24 protein-coding genes are annotated in these 23032 nt (G+C 37.9%); 6 read left to right on the top strand and 18 right to left on the bottom strand.

Features of this window, described 5'->3' with window-relative positions; all coding sequences use genetic code 11:
• Positions 1-2: 2 nt before the first annotated feature.
• The 9 genes from CORI_RS03810 to CORI_RS03770 form a co-directional block, all read right to left on the bottom strand.
• Positions 3-1283 carry a ComEC/Rec2 family competence protein gene (locus tag CORI_RS03810; RefSeq protein ID WP_254064956.1) on the bottom strand — a complete coding sequence of 427 codons (1281 nt, stop codon included), beginning with the start codon at positions 1281-1283 and terminating at the stop codon, positions 3-5.
• A gap of 85 nt (positions 1284-1368) precedes the next feature.
• Entirely contained in the window at positions 1369-2748 is a 1380-nt protein-coding gene (locus CORI_RS03805; RefSeq protein WP_254064974.1) for a replicative DNA helicase, read from the bottom strand.
• Between the two features lie 168 nt (positions 2749-2916).
• Positions 2917-3975 (bottom strand): flavodoxin-dependent (E)-4-hydroxy-3-methylbut-2-enyl-diphosphate synthase, encoded by a 1059-nt coding sequence (gene ispG / locus CORI_RS03800; protein ID WP_169943132.1) that lies wholly within the window; start codon positions 3973-3975, stop codon positions 2917-2919.
• A 114-nt stretch (positions 3976-4089) separates the two neighbouring features.
• Positions 4090-5943: a primosomal protein N' gene (locus tag CORI_RS03795; RefSeq protein WP_173030871.1), complete on the bottom strand. Its 1854-nt coding sequence runs from the start codon at positions 5941-5943 to the stop codon at positions 4090-4092.
• The gene (locus CORI_RS03790) at positions 5943-6359 is read right to left on the bottom strand and encodes a prepilin-type N-terminal cleavage/methylation domain-containing protein (protein WP_173030870.1); all 417 of its coding nucleotides are present in this window, start codon (positions 6357-6359) and stop codon (positions 5943-5945) included. Before CORI_RS03790 ends, CORI_RS03795 begins: the two co-directional genes overlap by 1 nt.
• Before the next feature lie 97 nt (positions 6360-6456).
• Positions 6457-6870, bottom strand: coding sequence for a type II secretion system protein (locus tag CORI_RS03785; RefSeq protein ID WP_173030869.1), 414 nt, complete (start codon positions 6868-6870; stop codon positions 6457-6459).
• Between the two features lie 176 nt (positions 6871-7046).
• Positions 7047-7463 (bottom strand): type II secretion system protein, encoded by a 417-nt coding sequence (locus CORI_RS03780; RefSeq protein ID WP_173030868.1) that lies wholly within the window; start codon positions 7461-7463, stop codon positions 7047-7049.
• Positions 7464-7580: 117 nt separating this feature from the next.
• Positions 7581-7811, bottom strand: coding sequence for a hypothetical protein (locus tag CORI_RS03775; protein WP_173030867.1), 231 nt, complete (start codon positions 7809-7811; stop codon positions 7581-7583).
• Positions 7811-8044: a hypothetical protein gene (locus tag CORI_RS03770; RefSeq protein WP_169943128.1), complete on the bottom strand. Its 234-nt coding sequence runs from the start codon at positions 8042-8044 to the stop codon at positions 7811-7813. The genes CORI_RS03775 and CORI_RS03770 overlap by 1 nt, the downstream gene beginning before the upstream one ends.
• Positions 8045-8113: 69 nt before the next feature.
• On the opposite strand from CORI_RS03770, the gene uvrB reads away from it, so the two are divergent.
• Entirely contained in the window at positions 8114-10090 is a 1977-nt protein-coding gene (uvrB, locus tag CORI_RS03765; RefSeq protein ID WP_173030866.1) for an excinuclease ABC subunit UvrB, read from the top strand.
• A 16-nt stretch (positions 10091-10106) separates the two neighbouring features.
• On the top strand, positions 10107-10823 hold the full coding sequence (locus CORI_RS03760) for a hypothetical protein (RefSeq protein WP_173030865.1): 717 nt from the start codon (positions 10107-10109) through the stop codon (positions 10821-10823).
• Between the two features lie 591 nt (positions 10824-11414).
• Here the strand turns inward: CORI_RS03760 and CORI_RS03755 are convergent.
• From CORI_RS03755 to rpmB, 8 genes are all read right to left on the bottom strand, one after another.
• The gene (locus CORI_RS03755; protein WP_173030864.1) at positions 11415-11627 is read right to left on the bottom strand and encodes a hypothetical protein; all 213 of its coding nucleotides are present in this window, start codon (positions 11625-11627) and stop codon (positions 11415-11417) included.
• Positions 11602-12276 (bottom strand): WG repeat-containing protein, encoded by a 675-nt coding sequence (locus tag CORI_RS03750; RefSeq protein WP_173031925.1) that lies wholly within the window; start codon positions 12274-12276, stop codon positions 11602-11604. Before CORI_RS03750 ends, CORI_RS03755 begins: the two co-directional genes overlap by 26 nt.
• 55 nt (positions 12277-12331) lie before the next feature.
• On the bottom strand, positions 12332-13453 hold the full coding sequence (locus CORI_RS03745) for a hypothetical protein (protein ID WP_173030863.1): 1122 nt from the start codon (positions 13451-13453) through the stop codon (positions 12332-12334).
• A 28-nt stretch (positions 13454-13481) separates the two neighbouring features.
• Positions 13482-15575: an RNA degradosome polyphosphate kinase gene (locus CORI_RS03740; RefSeq protein ID WP_173030862.1), complete on the bottom strand. Its 2094-nt coding sequence runs from the start codon at positions 15573-15575 to the stop codon at positions 13482-13484.
• 251 nt (positions 15576-15826) lie between these two features.
• On the bottom strand, positions 15827-16054 hold the full coding sequence (locus CORI_RS03735) for a YdcH family protein (protein WP_173030861.1): 228 nt from the start codon (positions 16052-16054) through the stop codon (positions 15827-15829).
• Positions 16055-16110: 56 nt separating this feature from the next.
• Entirely contained in the window at positions 16111-17292 is a 1182-nt protein-coding gene (gene argJ / locus CORI_RS03730) for a bifunctional glutamate N-acetyltransferase/amino-acid acetyltransferase ArgJ (RefSeq protein WP_173030860.1), read from the bottom strand.
• Entirely contained in the window at positions 17285-18415 is a 1131-nt protein-coding gene (locus CORI_RS03725) for a TrkA family potassium uptake protein (protein ID WP_169942099.1), read from the bottom strand. Before CORI_RS03725 ends, argJ begins: the two co-directional genes overlap by 8 nt.
• A gap of 21 nt (positions 18416-18436) precedes the next feature.
• Positions 18437-18631 (bottom strand): 50S ribosomal protein L28, encoded by a 195-nt coding sequence (gene rpmB / locus CORI_RS03720; protein WP_169942076.1) that lies wholly within the window; start codon positions 18629-18631, stop codon positions 18437-18439.
• Between the two features lie 186 nt (positions 18632-18817).
• Between rpmB and CORI_RS03715 the strand changes: the two genes are divergently transcribed.
• From CORI_RS03715 to CORI_RS03700, 4 genes are read left to right on the top strand one after another with little or no spacing between them, the layout of a single operon-like run.
• Positions 18818-19603, top strand: coding sequence for an HDOD domain-containing protein (locus tag CORI_RS03715; RefSeq protein WP_173030859.1), 786 nt, complete (start codon positions 18818-18820; stop codon positions 19601-19603).
• A complete protein-coding gene (locus CORI_RS03710) occupies positions 19593-20957 on the top strand; it encodes an STAS domain-containing protein (protein WP_173030858.1) in 1365 nt (454 codons plus the stop codon). Before CORI_RS03715 ends, CORI_RS03710 begins: the two co-directional genes overlap by 11 nt.
• Before the next feature lie 12 nt (positions 20958-20969).
• Positions 20970-21617, top strand: coding sequence for a ribulose-phosphate 3-epimerase (gene rpe, locus CORI_RS03705; protein WP_173030857.1), 648 nt, complete (start codon positions 20970-20972; stop codon positions 21615-21617).
• On the top strand, positions 21614-22417 hold the full coding sequence (locus tag CORI_RS03700) for a 3'-5' exonuclease (protein ID WP_173030856.1): 804 nt from the start codon (positions 21614-21616) through the stop codon (positions 22415-22417). Before rpe ends, CORI_RS03700 begins: the two co-directional genes overlap by 4 nt.
• A 71-nt stretch (positions 22418-22488) precedes the next feature.
• Here the strand turns inward: CORI_RS03700 and epsC are convergent, their stop codons facing one another.
• The gene (epsC, locus tag CORI_RS03695) at positions 22489-23028 is read right to left on the bottom strand and encodes a serine O-acetyltransferase EpsC (RefSeq protein WP_169942097.1); all 540 of its coding nucleotides are present in this window, start codon (positions 23026-23028) and stop codon (positions 22489-22491) included.
• Positions 23029-23032: the final 4 nt, after the last annotated feature.

The following is a 23032-nucleotide window of genomic DNA, read 5'->3' as shown; positions in this document are numbered from 1 at the left end:
TTTCAAAGCAAGACTAAAAAACAAAACAAATTTAATGCCACGACAAAAATAGCCAAATTTCGGCTTTTAATGCTGATTAACGCGCAGATGTTATATGCTAAAAATATCCAAAAATTAATATTTAAATTTACGCTTGGCAAACGCAAAGACAAAAACCAAACTAAAAATTCATCAAATGCTCCGCCCAAATTTAGCACGTGCAGTAAGGCGGCAACAGGATAAAAAACAGTAAAAATTATGCTTAAAGGAAGCACACTAAACTGCTGAAAGCTAATAAGCGGAAAAAAATAAAGCACAGGAATAATCATCGCAGAAAACACCCACAAATTCAAAAGCAAGACGTGAATTAAATTTGAAAATTTATCCTTAAAATGGTGCAAGTAAAGATAGATAAAAAACACCCCCGCACAAGAGAAATAAAACCCCACGCTAAAAGCTAAGCTTGGCATAAAACTAACTGCCAGAGCAACGATAACGGCTAGGATTTCAAAGCTTATTATGCGTATATTGCGACTAAAAAGATAAAAGACGAGCAGGCTCATCAAAAACGCTCGCAAAAACGACGGCACAAAATCAATAAGCCACAGATAACTAAACAAAAGAACAAAAATCACCGCGCTTAAATCAAATTTTTCGCTTCGATACGGAAAATGCCTAACTTGAAAATATCTATAAAAAGGACGCAAGCAAAAATACATCACACCAAAAATCAGACCCAAATGATAGCCCGAGATCGCCACAAGATGAGCGATTCCAAAGTGATTTACATCATCTCTAAGCTCTTTTGAAATCGGCGTTGCGAGAAAAAGTGCCGCATAAAGCTCTTTGGCTTTTGATTCATCATGCTGACCTGCGATAAATTCATAAAATTTATCCCTTAGATTTTCTTGCAAACTGTTTTGTGAGTTTTTACTTTCCCTAAGCTCAAGCAAGCCGAAGTTGGGCATATAAAAATTCTCGCTTAAAAACTCTATGAATTTTACGTTTTTTTGAGCGGGACGAACCAAAATTCGAGCATTTATCTCAGGCTCAAACTCCGCTTTTGATGTAGTGTAGAAGCTAAATTTATGAGTCTTTAGCTTAAGAACTCGGTATCTTTTGCCCTTATCGTTTTGTTTAGTATAGCTTTGAAGCACTTTTGCGTTTAGTACAAGATATCTGTCTTGTTTAAACTGATAAAAATCATAAAATTTAAGGCTTAAATTTATAGATAGTATGATTATGCAAAATAGACAAAACAGCCCTATTTCGCCTCTATTTTCAAAAATTTGGTTTTGCTGCACGGGATTTAAAGCTTTAAAATTTGAAAATTAAAAGCTTTAAGCAAATATAAATTTTCAAATTTGAAAAGCATGTCAAAAATTTACCTCAGCCCGTAAATTCCGTAACTTGAGGCGCGAAACTCTTATCCACAAAGCGCGTAAATTCCTTTTGAAAGATGACTTCAACCGTCCCGACAGGTCCGTTTCTGTTTTTACCTATGATGATCTCGGCGTCCTCTTCGATCTTATTTGGGATAAATTTGCGCACATACTCCTTACCTTCGGCTTTGGCGCGCTTTTCACGCTCTTTTTCTTCTTGCTCAAGATAAACCTCATCGCGATAAACAAAAAGTATCATATCCGCATCTTGTTCTATCGCTCCCGATTCTCTTAAATCACTTAGCATAGGACGTTTATTTGCCCGTGCTTCTAGGCTACGATTAAGCTGAGATAAGGCAATTATCGGCATATCAAGTTCACGCGCAAGAAGCTTTAGTCCGCGTGAAATTTCAGCTATCTGCAAGTGGCGATCGGCATAGTTTGAAGTAGCCATCATAAGTCCGATATAATCAATCACGCAGAGTGAAATTTCAGGATGGCTTGATTTTAGCTTGCGCATTTGAGTGCGAATTTGATGGATATTTACATATCCGCTATCGTATACAAAGAGCTTTTTGTTTGCCATATCGTCGCATGCATCGCTCATCCTGCTCCACTCGTCATCATCCATCTTGGCAGTCGTGATGTTTTGAAGCGGGATTGAGGTTTTGGCAGAAAGCATTCTTAGCATGATCTGCTCGGCAGGCATCTCAAGCGAGAAAAACACGACTCCGTTTCCTCGCCCAAGCACGTGGTTCATCAAATTTAGACAAATCGTCGTCTTGCCCATGCCAGGGCGTGCGGCAATGATGATAAGATCGCCGTTTTTAAAGCCCTTCGTCATCTCGTTTAACTGCCTAAAGCCCGTGTCGATACCTACGATATCTTTATCCTCAAGCAATTTTTGCTTCTCAAGATGAGCCAAAACATCAACTATAATCTCTTTGCTATCTTTTATCACGCCTGCGGCAGAGCCTTCAACAAGCGAATAAAAACTCTGGCTAAGCTCATCGACCATATCCCGACTTGGCTTATCTTCGCTTACTTTGTTTGGTATCTGATGAGCTATCTTTACAAGAGAGCGTTTTATCGACTTTTCACGAAGTTCGGTTGCGTATTTTTTGATGTCAAGGATTGAATTCGTGCCGATAATGTTGGCTAAAATTTCCTCGTCAAATTTGTTTGCGAGCTTAGTCTTTAAAAAGCTAGTTTCGATAGGCAAATCGGCATTCATGCACTCAACCATCGCGGTATAAACGTCGCAGTGCCCCTTAAGGTAAAAATCCCCCGCCGAAATAATGTCAAAAATTTCAGCCAAATTTTCACTACTATAGATAATCGAGCTTAGTATCGCACGCTCCATATCAAGGTCATAAAGGTTGTGCATATCGATATTTTGGGCTTTTGCCACGTTTTTCTCCAATCATTTATATTTTAAATTTCAGCCATACAAAAGAGCTAAATTCTTTAAATCTCTCGCAAATTTGCTTGAAATTCTATCGCCGACCAAAAACCGACGACAAATTTATCTCGTCCAAATCACAAGCAGGCTAAATCAACTACGAGACTTTATCTCCTCGTCAAGTTCCAAAAGAAATCTATCCACAAGCTCATGCTCTTTCAGCCTTGCAACGACCTCTCCGCGTCGCATTATAAGCCCGCTTTCCTTGCCAAAAGCTATGGCCACATCAGCACCCTTAGCCTCGCCTATCGCATTTACCACACAGCCCATAACAGAGACGTTAAGCGGCTCTTTGATATGCTTTGTCTTTTCCTCGACTATCTTAATCGCCGCCATTAGATCGCTTTGAAGCCTCCCACAGGTAGGGCAAGAGATGATATTTAATCCCTCTTTTTGCCTTCCGCTATCTTTTAAAATCGCTTTTGCGACCTTTATCTCTTCTTCAAGCTCGCCCGTGATACTTACTCTCATCGTATCGCCGATACCTTCGAGCAAAAGCCCGCCAAGCGCGATAGCCGATTTTATGGTCGCATGAAAGGTTGTGCCCGCCTCCGTAACGCCTAAGTGAAACGGATAATCAACCTTTGGACGAAGAGCGCGGTAAGCTGCCATCGTGCGCTCTACATCACTTGATTTAAGCGAAATTTTAATGTCTGTGAAGTCAAAATCCTCAAGCAAATTTATATTATACATCGCACTTGCGACCATCGCTTCAACGGTTCGTCCGAATTTGTTCTCAAACTGCTCTTCAAGCGAGCCTGAATTTACGCCTATTCTGATAGGTAAATTTCGCTGCTTGCACGCTTCAACGACAGCTTTTATCCGCTCTTTTGAGCCGATATTGCCCGGATTTATCCGCACCGCATCGACAAATTCGCTCACTATGAGCGCATATCGGTAGTTAAAATGAATGTCGGCAACCACGGGAAGCGGGCTTTGTTCCACTATCTGCTTCAAAGCGCTCGCATCCTCTTTGTCAAGCACGGCGCAGCGGACTATATCACATCCCGCAAAATACAGCCTATTTATCTGCTCTAGCGTGCCTTTTATATCTTTTGTCTTTGAAAAAGTCATCGACTGCACCGATATAGGAGCATCGCCACCAATTAAAACATCGCGAATTTTTATCTGTCTGGTTGGATATCTTTGCAAATTTAGCCTTTAAATTTTTGAGTAATTATAAAAAATTTTCTCTTTTAACCCGCTTTTGTACGTGAAAATAAACTATAAAACTCAAAGCAAGTAAAAATATGAAAATATATAAACTCAAGAGAAGTTAAGCGGATCCATATCGACATCAAAGCTGAATTTTAAGCAAATTTTACCCGCTTTTATAAGTGGAATATGCAAGCTAGAGCGAAGCAAAATTTCAAAGCGATATTTTTGCGAGAGAATTTCTATCGCGCATTTTCCGTGTCCTACTATCTGCAAATTTGGCTCTTTGATTTGAAAATTTTTAAGCTCATTTACACACTCATCTAAAATTTCTTTAGCGGTTTTTTCATTTTTATTCGCGATGACAGCTCTTAAAAGCCTAACAAATGGCGGATAAAGTTCTTTGCGTGCGCCCATCTCCTCTTTTAAAAAGCTATCATAATCCTGCACAAATTTCTCAAAAAACTCTCTTTGCAAGCTTTGTATCACGACTCTGCCCGCTCCACTCCTGCCAGCCCTGCCAGCAACCTGCATAGCAAGTGCAAGCACCCGCTCACGCGCACGAAAATCAGGAAAATTTAAAAGCTCATCAACGCCCATTACAACTGCTAGATCAACATTGTGATAGTCATGTCCTTTGCTAAGCATTTGAGTGCCTACAAGGACATCTATCTCGCCTGCGTTAAAGGCTTTGAGACTATTTTCTAGCTTTTTTTGCGTGGTTATCTCATCTCTATCAAATTTGGCTATGCGAGCGCTTGGAAGTGCGTCTTTAAGCAAATTTATTAGCTCATCGGTGCCAAGCTTTTTTGCCTCTATCATCTCGCTACCACATTTGTCACAAGTTTTTAGTACAGGTGTCATAAATCCGCAATACTGACACTTAAGCGCATTACGCTTCTTATAAAAACTCATTCCGACACTACAAAACGGACATTTTATAGTGCCAAAACAATCCTTGCAAACAAGATATTTAAAATTTGCTCTTGTAGGTAGAAGCACGACAGCTTGTTTACCATTTTCAAGACTAGCTTTAAGCTCATTTAGGATAGTCTCGCTAACTGCAGTTTGGCTCTCATCATAGATAAAGCTTTTATCGCTTTTAAAAAATGTGCCTTTGAGTCTAAAATTTGGCTGCTTATAAAAGCTAGTTAAGCTCGGAGTAGCTGAGCCAAGAAGCACTTTTATATCAAATTTATTTGCCAAAACTAATGCCAAATCCCTTGCGTTATAATGTGGATTTTGCGCTGATTTGTAGCTATCGTCATGCTCCTCATCTACTATTATAAGTGATAGGTCGGTAAAAGGTAAAAACAGAGCCGATCTGGCACCTGCGATGAGCTTTATCTCGCCACTCATAAATTTAGCTAAAGCTTCTTTGCGATTTTTAGGCGTTATCTTAGAGTGCCAAAGAGCAAATTTATCGCCAAAATATTCGCTTAATCTTTTTTGCATTTGCGGAGTGAGTGAAATTTCAGGCATGAGAAATAAAACTTGCTTTCCATTGTTTAAATGCTCTCGGATTAATGATATATAAATTTCACTCTTTCCACTTCCCGTATCGCCAAAAAGAAGGCTAGTTTTATGCTCTTTAGCAAATTTCAAAGCTATATTTTGATCCTTACTTAAATTTGGCTCTTTATCGAATTTATGATTTTGATTTAGTTGTTGCCCACTCTCATCAAACGAGATAAATAAATTTGAAGCAACCGATAAATTTGAGATATAGTAATGAGAGATAAAATTTAAAAGTTCGATTTGGATTTGAGTTAGCCTACCTGGTAAAATTTCTAAAATTTCAGATGTTTTAAAATTTGGTTTTTGAGTATCTCTTAAAACATAGCCAAGAGTTGTTTTGTTTTTTAATTTTAGCCTTACTTGAGTGTAAGGCTTTATGATTTCGCCACTATGATAAGTAAGCGGTTCTAAAATTAGACCGCTTAACAAAATTTCATAGTAGTGCATTATTTAGTGAGCTGGTTGCAAAGATCTTTTTTCTTATCCGCTTCGGCACAATCAAAAGTGCCTGTGGTTTTATCGTATGTAAAAGTTATACTACTTCCTGCCAAGTTGAATTTATAGTCATTTCCTGATAAATCCCAACCGGACTTAGAGTTTGGAACTATGCCATTTTGCAAAACAGCTTCAAAAAGAACATCGTTGTTGCTTCCTTCAAGATTAGGGTATTCAAATTTTCCTTGTAGCATGTTTGTATTTCTAAAATTAACTACCGCACTTTTTATAGAGGCGATATCAGATCTTGCTTTTGTTATGATGGCATCATCTCTAGTTGCAAAAAGCCTTGGTGCGGCAATACCTGCTAAAATTCCTATAACAACTATAACAAAAACAAGTTCAACCATTGTAAATGCACGTTTCATAAAAACCCTTTACATAAATTTCATCTAAATTATATCATAAACAATATATAGCCAACTGTTGTTTGTAATAAATTAAAAACAATAAAACTATAATAGTTCAGTATTTGACAGCCTGTCCGCCGACTATAATTTTATTAGAATTGATTTCTATTTTCTCTTTGATTTCTTTAAGGCTTGGTAACTCCCACACTTTAGAACATAATCCTTTATTTCCTATAACAACTTCTATATCTTTACTGGATGCAGCAGGAGTTAATACTGTAAAACATATCTCATCTTTAGCTTTCACAGGATTTGATACATTTGACATTTTTGAAATAGTTGTTAAGAATTCGTTTTTAACAGTGTAATAAGATGTTAAATCATTAATCAAAACTACAATATTTGTAGCAGTTTTTGAAATTTCCGCATCATCTCTAGTTGCGTTTAACTTTACTATAGCAACAATAGCTAAAATTCCTAAAATAACAATAACAAAGACCAACTCAATTATAGTAAAACCTTTACGCATAATTAGTCCTTTTATAGATATGTTCACTTCTTGCAGCACGCCTTCTCAATCAAACTAAAATTAAAATACTTTAACAATAAAAATTAAAAATATAAAAAGATTTAAGAAAGAGAAATGAATATAGTAATAATTATAAAAGCAAAGAGTTTTATGTACTCTTTGCTTAATTTAGTTAATTATTGATATTTAACGCCTTGACCGCCAACTTTAATCTTACTGTTATTGTCTGTTATAGATTTTTTTACTTCTTTTAAGCTTGGAAGAGCCCATACTTGAGCACATAACCCATCTTCTTTAATTTCTACAGATAATTCTTGAGCATCTGTTGCTGGTTGAGTTATAAGTAAACAATCATTAGATTTAGCTTTAACAGGCACAGAAACAGCAGTCATAGCAGGAAAATTATCTGCAAATTGTCCTTGAGAAGTATAATAAGATGTTAAATCACCTAGTACTGTTGTAATGTTTGTAGCAGTTTTTGAAATTTCTGCGTCATCTCTTGTTGCAGCTAGTCTTGGGATAGCTACAGCAGCCAAAATACCTAGTATAACGATCACGAAGATCAACTCAATCATTGTAAAACCTTTTCTCATAAGAGACTCCTTAAATAAATTCTACATACATTTATGTAGTTAAGCGGAATTATATTCCTAGAATGCTTAAATAATTATTAAATTATTATAAATATTTGGTAAATTTTGAGTAATATTTTAGCTATGATTTATCTCATCACTTAATTTTTGCGCTAAGCTTTGCAGATCGCGCTCTTGCCGGTAGTTTTCGTAGCTTTTTTGCACAAAAGCACTTAACAGCTCTTTCACATCAAGATATTTCTTCCCGCCCAAAAATACCTCCCAGTCGCGCTCAAAGCTCTTGGCGAAGTCATCTTCAAGGCTGATAGTATAGTCTCTTGATGCGATTGTGACTGTTATCTTTTTCATTATTTTCCTAAGACTGCCTCGATCTTGCGCACGATGTCGTCTGATTCGATATTTTTGCTCTTAACTTCTTCTTCCAATCTTAAAATTTGATTTGATTTGGCTTCGTTTTGCGCTTTTAGACTGATTAGCTCGTTGCGAAGCTGCTCGTTCTCCTCGCACACTTCATTGTATCTGGCAAGCAGGTCGTTAACCTTATCGGTTAGGGTGTTTAGCACTTTGTCGTTTTCAAACATATCGTCCCTTTATTTGGTATAATCTCGGCATAATTGTAGCAAAAATAAGCTCTTTTTTAAAGGCGTTTAATGACAAATTTTGAAATTTCATCCAAATTTAGCCCAAGTCCTGATCAAGCTAAGGCTATCAAAAACATAGTAAAATCGATAAATTCAGGCTCAAACTACCAGACTTTGCTTGGCGTAACGGGCTCCGGTAAGACTTTTACGATGGCAAACGTGATAAAAGAGCTAAATATGCCAACCCTTGTCATGACTCACAACAAATCTCTAGCGGCGCAACTTTATAGCGAATTTAAGGGGTTTTTCCCGCGTAATCATGTAGAGTACTTTATCAGCTACTACGACTACTATCAGCCAGAAGCTTATATCCCGCGCCAAGACTTGTTTATAGAAAAAGATAGCTCCGTAAACGAAGAGCTTGAGCGCATGAGACTGTCGGCTACTGCGAGTCTATTAAGCTTTGATGATGTGATATGCGTAGCTTCGGTGTCTGCAAACTACGGCTTAGGAAATCCAAGCGAATATCAAGGCATGGTGCTGTATCTAAAAACAGGCGACACGCTAAATCAGCGCAAACTGCTTAGTAAGCTCGTGGATATGGGCTACAAGCGAAACGATGCCTACTTCGACCGTGGCGACTTTCGCGTAAACGGCGACGTGGTCGATGTCTATCCTGCGTATTATCACGACGAGGCGCTTAGGATAGAGTTTTTCGGCGATGAGATCGATGAGATGTATCACTTCGACGTGCTGGATAATAAAAAAACTAAAAGCGTGACGAAATTTACGCTTTATGCTACAAGCCAGTTTGTGGTGGGTGAAGATAGGCTAAAAATCGCTATAAAGCAGATAGAAGCCGAGCTTGATGAAAGGCTTAAGGAATTTAACGCCGAGGGCAAGCTGGTGGAGTCTCAAAGGCTAAAGCAGAGGGTTGAGTTTGACCTTGAGATGCTAAGCTCGACAGGCATGTGCAAAGGAGTTGAGAACTATGCGCGACATCTTACGGGGCAAAAGCCGGGCGAGACGCCTTATACGTTGTTTGATTATTTTGAAGTTAGCGGTAAAGACTATCTCGTGATAATCGATGAAAGCCACGTGAGCTTGCCGCAGTTTCGCGGAATGTATGCAGGCGATAGAAGCCGCAAGGAGACACTTGTGGAATATGGTTTTCGCCTGCCTTCAGCGCTTGATAACCGTCCTTTGAAATTTGATGAGTTTATCTCCAAAAGAGCGAAATTTCTCTTTGTATCGGCAACTCCAAACGAGCTTGAGCTAGATCTTAGCAAAGGGCGTATTTATGAGCAAATTTTACGTCCTACGGGCTTGCTTGATCCGCAAATAGAAATAAAAGATAGCGACAATCAGGTTGAAATTTTGTTTGATGAGGCAAAGCGAGTGATAGAGCGTGATGAGCGCGTTTTGGTAACGGTGCTAACTAAAAAGATGGCCGAAGAGCTAAGCCGCTACTACACCGAGCTTGGTATCAAGGTGAAATATATGCACTCGGATATCGACGCAATAGAGCGAAACGAGATCATAAGAGGGCTTAGAAGCGGGGATTTTGACATGCTAATAGGCATAAATTTGCTTCGCGAGGGGCTTGACCTGCCAGAAGTTAGCCTTATAGCGATAATGGATGCCGATAAAGAGGGCTTTTTGCGCTCTACTACGAGCTTAATCCAAACAATGGGACGAGCGGCTAGAAACGTAAACGGACGCGTGCTGATGTTTGCAAAAAAGATCACGCGCTCTATGCAAGAAGCTATGGATACGACCTTAGCGCGCAGGAAGCTGCAAGATGAGTACAACAAAAAGCATGGCATCACTCCGCGCTCTGCAAGTAGAAATATCGAAGAGAGTTTAAAAGTCGAAGATGAAGGTGAAATTTATCGCCAAGGCGAAAATCTAGAAAAGATGCCTGCTGCCGAGCGCACTAAAATAGTAAAAGAGCTAAGAAAGCAGATGCTTGAAGCCGCAAGCAAGCTTGAGTTTGAAAAGGCGGCTGCGCTTAGAGACGAGATAGCAAAGCTAAGAAAGATATAAAATTTAGGAGAAGAAAATGACAAAATATGATGAATTTTACTACAAAACAGGCGATATGATATCATCAATCACTGATTTGAATGATAAAAACTATATGCAAAAATATCGCGATAACATCTTTTGTCCTGATTGCAGGGTGGCTAAACTAACCTTTGTGAATGCAAAAGGTAAAGTTGCGCACCCTAGAACTACGCAAGGCTCAATACATGAAAAATATTGCCCCTATGCATACGAGTCAGCCGACACGCAAGTTACTACCGAATATCTTAAAGACTTGCAAAACAATAAACAAATACACAACTTAATGCAGTCTGCAATGCGCTATCTATGTATAAGCAAAAATGTTACAACTATAAACCACAATATCGCCCGAACACAAAGCAACCTAATGATAATTGAGCCCAAACAAGGGATTACAACGACAAGAAAGAGCATAAAAAGAAAAAGTCTAAATGCTTACTTTGATGAAGAAAATGTAGGTGAGCTTTTTGTGTTTTATGGAAAAGTAATGTTAAAATTTAAGAAAGAAAAAAGTTGGGAAGCAGGATATTTGCAAATAGTTCCAAAAGAAAAGATAAAATTTAGCATTACAATTTTTGATGATATAGACATAGAGGAAAATACTCTTTATAACTTAGTGGCGATAGGCATGGTAAAAAATAATAAACCGATATTTCAAATAGAATTATTTAATAAAAATTGTCTTCTATATGAAAAAGATAAATTTTATTAATTTACAATACCAATCAAAATCTATATATTATTTACAAGATATATCTAGTTTTATTGAACTGAGAAGTATTTTTACAATAGATACTTTATACTCAAGTCTTAAAATAATTAACTATATACTATATATAAGGTAAAAGTCCGAGCTATTTGTTTAATTTATCTCATAAGCTCTTTAAATTTTAATAAAACTCGTTTATTTTTTGCTATATTCTGAAGTAATTTTTAACATTTTTAAAACTCTATCTCCTTTAGAAATTCAAAATATTTGCCGCTTGTAACGATATTTGAGATAAAATTAACTCAAAATTTATGGGATATTTTTATAACGTATCATAAGCTAAATTTAAAATAAAACGACAAAAGACGTAAAAAATCATAAATTCGCCCTTAAATTTCTATCGGTACGAAAAAAATAACATAAACATTAAGGCTGACTTAAAATAGCGTGTTCTGCGCAAAGCTACTGTCAATGCCAAAAAAACAATAAGAGGTAAAATAATAGCTATCATTTAAATACCTCCTGCAATTTATGCTGCTTTATAACGTAAATTTATAAATTTTGCACTTATAGACCGAGATTTTAGGGCCTAGCCTACTCCTTCACTTTATTTCCAAACGCATCATACCAAACATCGTTCATTCTAAAGTATCTGCCCTTTTCATCGCCTGCAAAATTTATATAATCCCAATATCCGTAAAAAGCCGTTACGACTTTGCCGCTTTTATCAATAAGAACGGAAATGCCCTCTTTTGAGCGTGCAAGCGCGTAGTTAGACGCTTCAAAAAAACCTCTCAGCTTGCTCAAATTCAGCAGGTATCACTATCTCGCCTTTATCGTTTATATATCCGTATAAGTCGGTTTTTCTATCTTTTACAGGCATAAGTCCTGAGCTAAATTTGTCACTCTCATATAGACCGAGCTTTTTAAAATCAATAACAACTTCTGCGTTTTTATCTATGAGAAAGCCATCTTGTATGTGCATAACATTGTCTTTTAACTTGCCTTGCGTAGCAATAAATTTTCCTTCGCCGGCGTATTTGATATATACATATTTACCTTGCGTTAAATTTTTGCCGTTTAAGCTATACAAATCTTCGCGACGCACTCCGTTGATATCTTTTGAAACTATATATGCGCCGTTTTCTTCATCAATGCTATTAAATTCTATAGGCAAAATGAGATTAAATTTATCATCCATCACACCTTCTAAGTTATTTTTTAAAACTACAATTCCGTTTTTTACAAATCTGATATATTCATACTCTATAGGCAAAACAATCTTGCCCGTAATGGCGTCGGCTAAACCTATATCACGACTTTTACTCTCTTTTCTCGGTTTTTCGATTTTTACGAATCTATCTTTAAATATTTCAAAATTCGCAAGCTCGTAAGGCATCTTTTCAAGCTCGTTAAGTTTAGGCGAAAAGTGATAAAGATCGGCTCTTTCCCCCATCTGGTCCCAGAAATAATACTTATTCGCTATCCTAAAGCCGTTATCAAATTTCGGCTTAATTTTCCACTTTCCATACTATGCCCAAAATCCCAAATTTATCGCTTTTTAAATCCTGCGCGACAAGATAAGGCTCGTCTTTATTGGCTAGTTTTGTCTTGTAATTGACACTAAATTTATACTCTCTATCCCATACTTTTTGAGCTAGCACGACTTCACTTACATCCGCACCGAACTCCTCTGCTACGCTCATGATACCCGACTCTTTGGGTTGCGAGAAGTCTTTCATCTGTGTATCAATGTAGCTTTGAGCCTCTTCTTTGCTCTTTATTTTTTTCTCAATCACAAGCTTTTTTGCATCTTGCATATTTTTTAAAAGCGCTTCTAAATACTCAAGCTCTTCTTTGCTATAAAACGTCTTTTGATTGCGCGAAATCTCTTTCATCGCCCTACCGTCTTTGTAAAGAGCGTAAATTTTAAAATTCTCATCTTTTTGCAAGCTTTGCGAGATATGATAGATGATCTCGTTTTGTTTTATATCGACTAGCTTGATCTCGCCCTCGCCGATTTTAAAATTCTCGCCAACTTTAAGCTTATGAAATTTCTCAGTCGCAACCTGCTGAGTGATCTGCAACTCAAGCGAATCCACAGGCTTTGGCGTATTTAAAATAAAATAAGACGCGTCAAGCATATTTTGTAACTCTTCAAATTTGCTCTCATTTATATCTTGGGCGATTTTTTGGATATTTTGCTCGGTTATAATGTCGTTTTGGTTGATTTGTCGCTTTGATCCGTCTAAAAACTTAACTTCTTTTATGTCAATTACAGGATCTTTGCGATCCTCTCCTAAAAGCGCGTCAAGCTTATAATGTCTAATATCCAAATAAGCGATACTATAAGGATATGCAATTTTTGTAACCACATACGCATTTTCAAAAAATTTCTTTAGTTCGCTTTGACTTACGGGGTGCGTAACGATAAAGTTATTTTCGTCTTTTGGGTTAAAATCCTTGTCTTTACGCACGCTTAACTTAAATTCGCTTTTAACAAAATTTAAAAATTGTCGCATCTGCCCAATCTCATCATCTAACGTTTTAATTAAATCCTCATTAGCAAAAACCAAATTTGACATTAAAGCTATCGTCACAAACAAATTCTTAAATTTCATACCGCTTAACATCTAATTTCCTTGCATTTTTTCAAATTTATTAGCTCTCCTTAAAAAGCTTTGAAGCTATCTGCTCTCGCTTAACTTTATCGGTATCTTTCTTGGTGGTTTTATAAATTTTACTTACATACTCTTCAAAAATTTCTTGCGAATTTATGCTTGATTCGCCATCTTTTGGAGTTATTTTGCGGTATTCGCCGCTATTTTCAAGCACAAACGCAAGCTCATTATCGCTTAGCTGAAGTTTTAAAAATTCCAAAAGCCTATCTTGCAAATTCGGATCAAAAATCGGCGTCATAAGCTCAAGTCTGCGCTCCAAATTTCTTGGCATCCAGTCCGCACTTGAGATGTAAATTTGCGGTCTTGCATGCTTAAAGTATAAAATTCTCGCGTGTTCTAAGTATTTGCCGATGATAGAGCGCACTCGGATGTTTTCGCTTACGCCTTTTATGCCGGGGCGTATGCAACAAATCCCGCGCACGATAAGGTCAATACTCACTCCTGCCGCACTTGCCTCGCTTAGCGCGTTTATGATATCACTATCTACTAAAGCGTTCATTTTAGCTATGATTTGCCCATCTTTACCGTGCTTGGTTTCGGTCTTAATCATCTGCAAAATTCGCTCTTTTATCTGCATCGGCGACATCGAAAGCGTGCTTAATCTGCGATGCTTGGAAAAGCCCGAAAGGATATGAAAAAATGTAGTCGAATCGCTTGCAAAAGGGCTTTTGCTCGTAAAATAACTAACATCTGTATAAATTTTAGCAGAGCCGCCGTTATAATTACCCGTGCCAAAGTGCATATAAAATTTAAGCTTATCGCCCACTTGACGGATAACCTGACTAACCTTAGCATGCACCTTAAAGCCCGCTATGCCGTATATCACGTGCGCACCTGCGTCTTCAAGCGCCTTAGCCCAATGAAGGTTGTTTTCCTCATCAAAGCGCGCCTTAAGCTCAACCATGACCGTTACCTGCTTACCATCGCTTGCAGCATCTATCAGAGACTGAATGATAGGCGAATTTTTATCGGCTCTGTAAAGCGTCATGCGTATAGATATTACTTTAGGATCCTTGCTTGCCTCTTTGATAAACTGCACTACAGGATCAAAGCTCTCGTAAGGGTGGATCGCGACCACGTCTTCCTTATCAATCACATCAAAAATAGAAGAGTGCTCGCTAAAAGGAAGTAGAGTCCTAGGCGTATATGGAGGAAGCGCAAGATGAGAAAATTCTTTATTTCCTACTATCTGCCATAGCGAATTTAAGGTAAGCGGAACCGTGTATTCGTAAATATCCTTGTAAAAAATCTTCATGTGAGTATTTAGAAACTCGACTATATCGGTATCGGCGTCTTTTTGTATCTGCATTCTTACAAAAGCACCTTTTCGTCTTAGCTTAAGACCTTGCTCAAGTATGAGCATAAAGTCATCGGCCTCTTCTTCTTCGATTATGATATCGGCATTTCGCGTAACTCTAAAAGCTGCCGAACTAATTAGCTTATACCCAGGGAAAATTTCTTCAGCATGACGCTGAACGATAGTCTCAATAGGCACATAGACGTTATCGCTTGCTTGATAAAAGCGAGGAAGAACGCGAGAAATGCGTATCATACCGTATTTTAAAATTTCAGGATGCTCCATGTCGGCAAGCTTAACGGCAAGCGAGAAACTAAGGTTGTTTAGGTGCGGGAACGGATGAGTCGTATCTACGGCAATCGGAACTATCACCGGAAGTATATTTGAAAAGAAATAATCATCACATTTTTTCTTAAGATCGGGCGAAATTTCATCATAATTTTTTATAAAAAGATTATGCTTTCCAAGCTCGATTAAAGTATCTTTGTAGTGCTTTTCTACGACGGCTAGCTCTTCTTTTATATATTTTCTTATATCTCTTAACTGATCAAGCGGACTCATGCCGTCACTACCGCTAGAGACAACTCCTGCGGCAAAAAGTTGCTTAAGCCCCGCTATGCGTATCATATAAAATTCATCCAAATTTGTCATATAAATAGCGATAAATTTGAGCTTTTCAAGCGGGGGCAAATTTTTATCGCATTGCGCTAAAACGCGCGAGTTAAATCTAAGCCAGCTAAGCTCACGATTTATAAAAACACTTCTTTTTTCTGTCATCATATTCCCTTTTTACGGCAATTTAAGTGGATTTTATCAAATTTCATTTTAGAAAGCTCTTATTATTTGATAATTTTTCTTTATGTGTGTATAATACGCTTTATTTAAGTTGTTACAAAGGATTTGCGGTGACGGAGTATGTTACAGCTACGGGAATTTTGATTGTTTGTTTGGTGATTTTTTATATTCTTAAGAAAATTTCAGTGGATTAAAACCCGCTTCAAGTTTTCAAAGCGGGCTAATTTTAGAACTTAGAGTCCTTTTCCTTTTTTATACTCTAAAATGATCGCATACGCTTCATCTTTTAGCTTTAGCTTCTCTTTTTTCATCGTTTCAAGACGGAGTTGATCGGCATACTCCCTACCCTCTTCAACGTCTTTTATTTTCTGATCTAGTTCGTTATGTTTATCAAAGATAGACGCAAATCTAGCGTTTGAAACTTTTAGTTCTGTTATGATATCCCTATATTCGTGTAGCATTTTTTCTCCTTGAGGATTGTTTATGGAATTTTAGCAACTCAACCCTAAATAATGGGTTAAGAACGGTAATCTGCGTTTATGCTTACGTATTTATGTCCCAAATCACATCCGTAAGCGCTAAATTTAGCCTCTCCTGTATTTAGATTGCATCTTATCTTATAACTTGGTTTTTTCATAACCTCATGGGCAGCGACTTCTCTTTTGGCGTCTAGCTCTTTATGAAATTTATCATACACAAGCACATCATCATAATAAATTTCAAGCTCTTCTTCGTCGCATTCAACGCCGTTTGCACCGATAGTTGAAGCTATCCTGCCCCAGTTTGGATCCTCTCCGAATAAAGCGGTTTTTACAAGAAGCGAATTTGAAAGAGCTTTGGCTGCCTTTTTGGCTTCATTTAAATTTAATGCTCCGATAATTTCAAATTCCACTACTTTAGTAGCTCCCTCGCCGTCACAAACAAGCATCAAAGCAAGCTCTTTAGTTATTAAATTCAACGCTCTCCTAAAAGCCTCTTTGTCATAAAATTTAGCCTCTTTAGAACTTAAAAGCATGACAGTATCGTTCGTAGAAGTGTCGCCATCTACGCTTACGCAATTAAAACTGGCTTCGCAAGCCTCCTTTAAAAGCTCGTCCATATCGCATTTTGGGATATCGGCATCGGTTAAGATAAAGCAAAGCATAGTTGCAAGCGCAGGATTTATCATACCCGCCCCTTTGCAAATCGCAGCTATCTTAAATTCTCCGTCTTTTGTCTTAACGCTTAAAGCAAGCTCTTTTTTAAAGCTATCTGTCGTCATTATCGCGCTTGCAACGCCGTTTGAATCTCGTAAATCAAAGTCAAATTTATCAAACGCCGCACAAATTTTTTCTTTATTTAACCTATATCCTATGACGCCCGTTGAGCTCATTATAGGATTTATCAAATTTATTTTTTTGCCTAAATTTGCAAAAATTTCATCGATATCGTTTATACCCGCTTCGCCTGTCATAGCATTTGCATTTTTGGAATTTAGCAAGATAAAATTCGTCTTAAAATTTGGCTCTTTTTTCAAAAAATGCCTTATAGGAGCGGCTTTAAATTTATTGCTAGTAAAGACGGCTGCAACATCTACAGGCTCATCTGCGCGGATAAACCCTAGGTCGTTACCCTCTTTTTTAAAGCCCGCATTTACTCCGCCGAAGTAAAATCCTCCGATATTTTCAAACCCTTTTTCAAACCATTTGATCTCACACATATTTAAATTCCTCAGGCTTATGTTTGTTTTTTACTACTTTTTTTGTAAGGCGAATCGCCTCCGCAGTACCTATAACAAGCAGTTTAGTGCCTGTTCCTATGAGAGTATCGCCTCTTGGCATCGGGATAAATTTATTATTTACATCTCTAATACCTACCACATCGGCATTTGTGATATTTCTTAAATTTGTCTCTTTAAGACGCTTAAATCTTATCCAAGAGTAATCAGGCACACTAATCTCTTCGATATCGATAGGCGAATCCTTCTTATACAAAAACTGCTCGAGCAAATTTTCCATATCAGGGCGCACGCTCATGGCGCTAAGGCGCTGTGCGACGAGCTTTGAAGGCGAAACCACGCTATTTGCACCAAGCTTTTTAAGGCGCTCGGTATCATCGTCGTTGTCGGAATTTGTCATTATAAAATACGGTCTTTTTCGTCCGATCTCTTTTTCATATAGCCTTACGGTTGCGATAAGGGCGATATTGTCGGCTATATTTGAGCTAAGAGTGATAAGTCCTTTTGCACTTGATAAGTGAGTTTTTAAAAGCGCTACTTTGGTATGCGGCTGAGAAATTATATAGTAAGGATAGCGATATTTTTCTGCGATCTCAGGCAGATCTTCGCGCGGGTCTATAACGACAAAAGGTATATGATTTTCCCTAAACTGCGCACTTAACTCAATGGTGTATAAATTATGATAGCAGATGACAAAGTGATTTTTGAGCCTTGCAATCTTATAAAGCATTTGCCTCTCCTTGATAACTGAAACTAACGCACCTTTTTTTAAAACTTCCACCAAAAGACCGATGGAAAAAGTAAAGACACAAAATCCAAGTAAGATAAAAGTGATAGTAAAAAGACGTCCAGCAGGAGAAATCGGAGCGACTTCCGTAAATCCTACCGTAGTAAAGGTCATTCCCGCCTGATAAATAGCGTCTATCAGGCTGAAATTATCTATAAAAACATACCCCGCCGAGCCTATCATCATCATCAAAACAACTAAGATAAGAGGAAGGCGAAATGGGCGAAGCTGTTCGTATAGTTCCGTGTTTAGGTTTATTTCCGGCTTTGCGAAGCTAGACCAGTTGAGGAATTTTTTAATCTTTCTTAACAAAGATATATTCCTCCTTTACTTAAAATTTTAAGAGCGTGACTGTTTTCTCATTGTTCTAAGCGTAGAAGCGGCTACTTTAATCTTTCTTGTCGTACCGTCTTCGAGCATAACTCTTATAGTTCTAAGATTTGGTAAAAACCTTCTTTTGGTTCTGTTTTTGGCGTGGCTTACGTTGTTTCCAACCATAGGACCTTTGCCTGTAATTGCGCATATTCTTGACATAATCTTTCCTTCGAAACAAAAATTTCTGCTGATTTTATCCAAAACAAACCAAATATTAACTTAAATAAATTCTTAAGTCTTACCTAAAAAGCAACTATAAACTTTTGAATTTTAATCTTTTTTTATGAATACAAAGGTTAAAATATCCAATTATTAATAAAATTTCAATAGAAGCGAAATGCGATAATGATAAATCAAGCGGACATAGATAGGATAATATCTCAAATTCCGGCAATTCCTGCTATATTAAAAACCTGCCAAAGCGCTCTTGCGAGCGGAGATTTAGCCAAGGCCGCAGCAGTTGCAAGCAACGACTTAGCACTAGTAGGATATATGCGCTCTATCATAAACAAACCTATCTTTGGCTTCAAAAAAGAGATAAAAGAGATATCGCAAATTTTCGCAACGCTTGGAGTGGATGAGACTATAAATGTGCTTTATTCTTATTATGTTTTGCTAACAACCCCTAAAAAATGGCAAATTTTTGATATGGATACACATAAATTTGCAAATTTACAGGCTAATTTTATGTTTAATTGGGGGCAAATTTTAAAAGAAATTTCCATAAACGATAAAGAAATTTTAAAATCCATCACTCTAATTCCCGCAAGCATCTGTCTATGCGAAAAAATTTTTGAAACAAATTTGGATGATTTAAGGCTGATAAACAAGACAAGCGGAGTTAGTTATAGCGAAATTTTAAGAAGGCAAAGCGGGCTTGATATATTTGAGCTATGCTGCTTGGTGGGTCAAAAGTGGCAGTTAAGCTCCACCATCATAGACATATTTTCAAGACTCGGCAAAAAAGACAGACAAGATAAGATAACAACCTATATAAATTTGCTGATCTCTTATGAACTCTCAAAGTCGGAATTTAGAAACGCGGGCTTTGGAGAGCTCTTTGAGTTTGATTTAGAGCCAAGCGAAGACGAAGTGGAAACTTTCATGAGAGCCGTATCTTATGAAGCCTAAATTTAAAGAGAGCGTGGTTGTCTTTTCTCCGCACGGATTTCTTGACGGAGACGGCTCAAAATATGAAATCGAAGCTATCGACAAGGAGCTAATCCTTTCTAGAAAATTTGAGTGCATTCTAATCTCTTTAAAAAAAGTCGTTTATTTTAACAAAAGAGGGCTAAGCTCTATCGTAGAGTCCGTCTACGAACTTGCAAAAAAAATCGACGCAAATATCGCATTTTGCGACTATAACGAAACGAAATTTAAAGCGATAAAAAGCATGTCGGCAAACAACTTGAATTTTTCGCTCTTTGAAACTCAAGAGATAGCGATGCTGTTTTTCACAAGCCCGAAAAAAAACTCTAAAAATAAAAAAATTCTGCTATTTCACGACAATCAAGAGCAAAAAAACCAGATCGCACTAAGGCTCGTTGAGCGAGGATATGATATCCATGTAGCAAAAGAGATAAAAGAATTTAGAAGGCTTTATGACGAGTACGATATAAAAATTTCGCTAATTCACATCAATTTAAACGAACGAAATTTAACGATAAAAGTGCGAGAAAATGTCATCATTTACAAGCTAACAGGCTATATAGACTCAAATTTCGCCGAAAATTTCGATATGAAAGCTCACACCAACTCGCTTAAAGTCGGTTTTAAATTTTTTGTATTTGATGCGACCAAGGCAAGATCGATCAATATCCACGGAGTTAGCTTCCTTGCCAAGCTTTCAACCGCAAGCGCGGAATACGGCGCGATAATCGCTATTTGCGGACTTAGCGACGCAAATACTTCAGAAACTTTAAAAAACGATTTAGAGGATTCGGGAATTTTACTATATAATGGCGTTGAAGATTTTTTTAGCGATGAAAGCACTATAGAAGGCGGTGCGGGTATGCTTGAAGCAAAGCCTAGAAACATCACAAAAAGCCTTGTAGAGCTGCTTCCATTGGTGCTAAAAACGACTATGGATACGATCTCGTTAATTGCAAAAGCAAGCGTAAACAGAGGCGATGTAAGCATAAAACAATTTTGCTTTAATAAAGATGTGCTCACAGGTTGCATTGCATTTTACGGCGATGTGGATGCTAAAATCTTGCTCTGTCTTGATAAAAAGACGGCAACAAAATCCTGTAGCGTCTTACTGCAAGACGATGACGAAACGTCTCTAAACGACGCTTACGGGAATTTGATGGTAATAATAGCAAATAAGCTTTTAGCGTGGTTTGAGTCAAAGCGTCTTAAGGTAGAACTTACGATGCCTAATGTATTTGATGATTATATGAGTTACGGCGACACCGTAAGCAAGGGTGCGTTCGTCGAGCTTAAAGTCGACGGCACCGACGGTGCGCTATTTTTAAGTAGATAACAAAGGAATTATATGTACGTTGCTCCGAGTATTTTATCGGCTGATTTTGGAAATTTAAGAACGGAGATAGAAGCGATCTGCGAAGCGGGTTGCGATCTTGTGCACGTTGATGTGATGGATGGGCATTTTGTTCCGAATTTAACCATCGGACCGCTTGTGGTAAGTGCAGTTGCAAAGGCTTCCACAAAGCCTCTTGATATACACTTGATGGTGCAAAACAACACATTTTTTGCCGATCTTTTCTTGCCGCTTAAGCCTAAATTTTTAAGCTTTCATATAGAGGAAGAAAAGCACCCGCTAAGACTAATAGACCATATCAGAAAAAACGGCGTAAGCCCTGCTATCACGCTAAATCCGCACACGCCTATTGAAACTCTTGAATACATCATAAACGAGATTGATATGGTTCTTTTAATGAGTGTAAATCCGGGCTTTGGCGGACAGAAATTTATCCCTTCAGTGCTTGAAAAAGCTCGCAAACTACGCGAAATGATAGAGCGCAAAAATGCAAAATGCCTCATAGAAGTAGACGGCGGAGTAACGGGACTAAACGTAGCCGAGCTTGATGAAGCTGGCGTTGATATAGTCGTTGCGGGCAATTATATATTTTCATCAAACTCTTACGCGGAGGCGATAAGAGCGCTAAAGCTTGAGTTTTGAACCAAAAGCTAGAAAATCTCATAAATTTACTCTGCAAGCAAAATTTAAGCTATTATGAATTTATCTCAAAAGCAAACGAGATAGAAGAATTAAGCTCGATATTTGACGTAAGAGACCTTGCCATGTGGCAAATTTTAGGGCTTGACATTAGGCGAAACGACTCAAACGAGATAGAGCTAAACACAAGAAAAAGAAACATAGACGATCAAACTTTTTGCGTCGTAGATATAGAAACGAGCGGCGGCATAAACAGCGGACAGATCATAGAAATCGGCGCAATCAAGATAAAAGACGGAATTGAGCTTGATAGATTTGAAACTCTCGTGTATGCAAGCAGCGTACCTGAAAATATCTCCGCGCTTACGGGCATACGAGTAGATGATCTCAAAGGCGCTCCAAGCCTTGCAAGCGTGCTTGAAAAATTTAGACTCTTTTTAGCCGAGTGCGTTTTCGTAGCGCACAACGTGAAATTTGACTACGGATTTATCAACGCCAGCTTTGAGAAATTTGGACTTGGCACTATGCTAAATCGCAAAATTTGCACTATCGATCTAGCTCGTAGAACAATCCCTTCGCTTAAATACGGACTTGGCGCACTAAAAGAGGTTTTAGGCATACAAAACACTCATCATAGAGCGATGAACGACGCTATCGCCGCAGCTGAAATTTTTAAAGCCGCAGTTAAAAATACTCCAAGTGTAGTAAGGTACACGGAAGATCTTATAGAGTTTAGCAAAACCGCAAATACGGTCAAAAGACCGACAGTTAGCGCTCAAACCGTAATAAATTTTGAAGAGTAAATTTTTAGAACTCTACCCGCTCGCAATTAACCTAAATTATATAAAAACTTAAATTTTAGAGTTTATGGGCTTTAGCTCTCGATTTTCTCGCCGTTTATCCTAACTACTCTAGCGGGTATACCTACCACCGTTGCATTATCGGGCACATCTTTAAGCACAACCGAATTTGCTCCGATTTTTGAATTTTCGCCTACTGTTATAGCTCCAAGCACCTTTGCACCTGCTGCTATGACAACACCGTTTTTAATAGTCGGATGACGCTTGCCTACTTCTTTACCCGTTCCGCCAAGAGTTACTTGATGATACATCGTAACATCATCTCCGATCTCGGCAGTTTCTCCGATAACTACCCCCATGCCGTGATCGATAAAGAGCCTTGAGCCGATCTTTGCGCCCGGATGTATCTCAATGCCCGTTATAAATCTTGAAATTTGAGAGATAAATCGAGCAATAAAAAAGAATTTCTTCACGTATAGAAAATGCGAAAATCTATGAAAAACCACCGCATGAATGCCAGGGGTATTTATAAGCACCGCCCAAAAGCAACATCCGTTTGCGGCAGGATCTTTCTCGCCGACAGTGGCAACGAGCTCTTTTATCTCTTCAATTATATTC

This window comes from Campylobacter sp. CCUG 57310, assembly GCF_013201975.1.
GTDB lineage: Bacteria > Campylobacterota > Campylobacteria > Campylobacterales > Campylobacteraceae > Campylobacter_A > Campylobacter_A canis.
The sequence above is the reverse complement of the archived record's forward strand: the minus strand, read 5'-3'. Positions and strand labels throughout refer to the sequence as shown.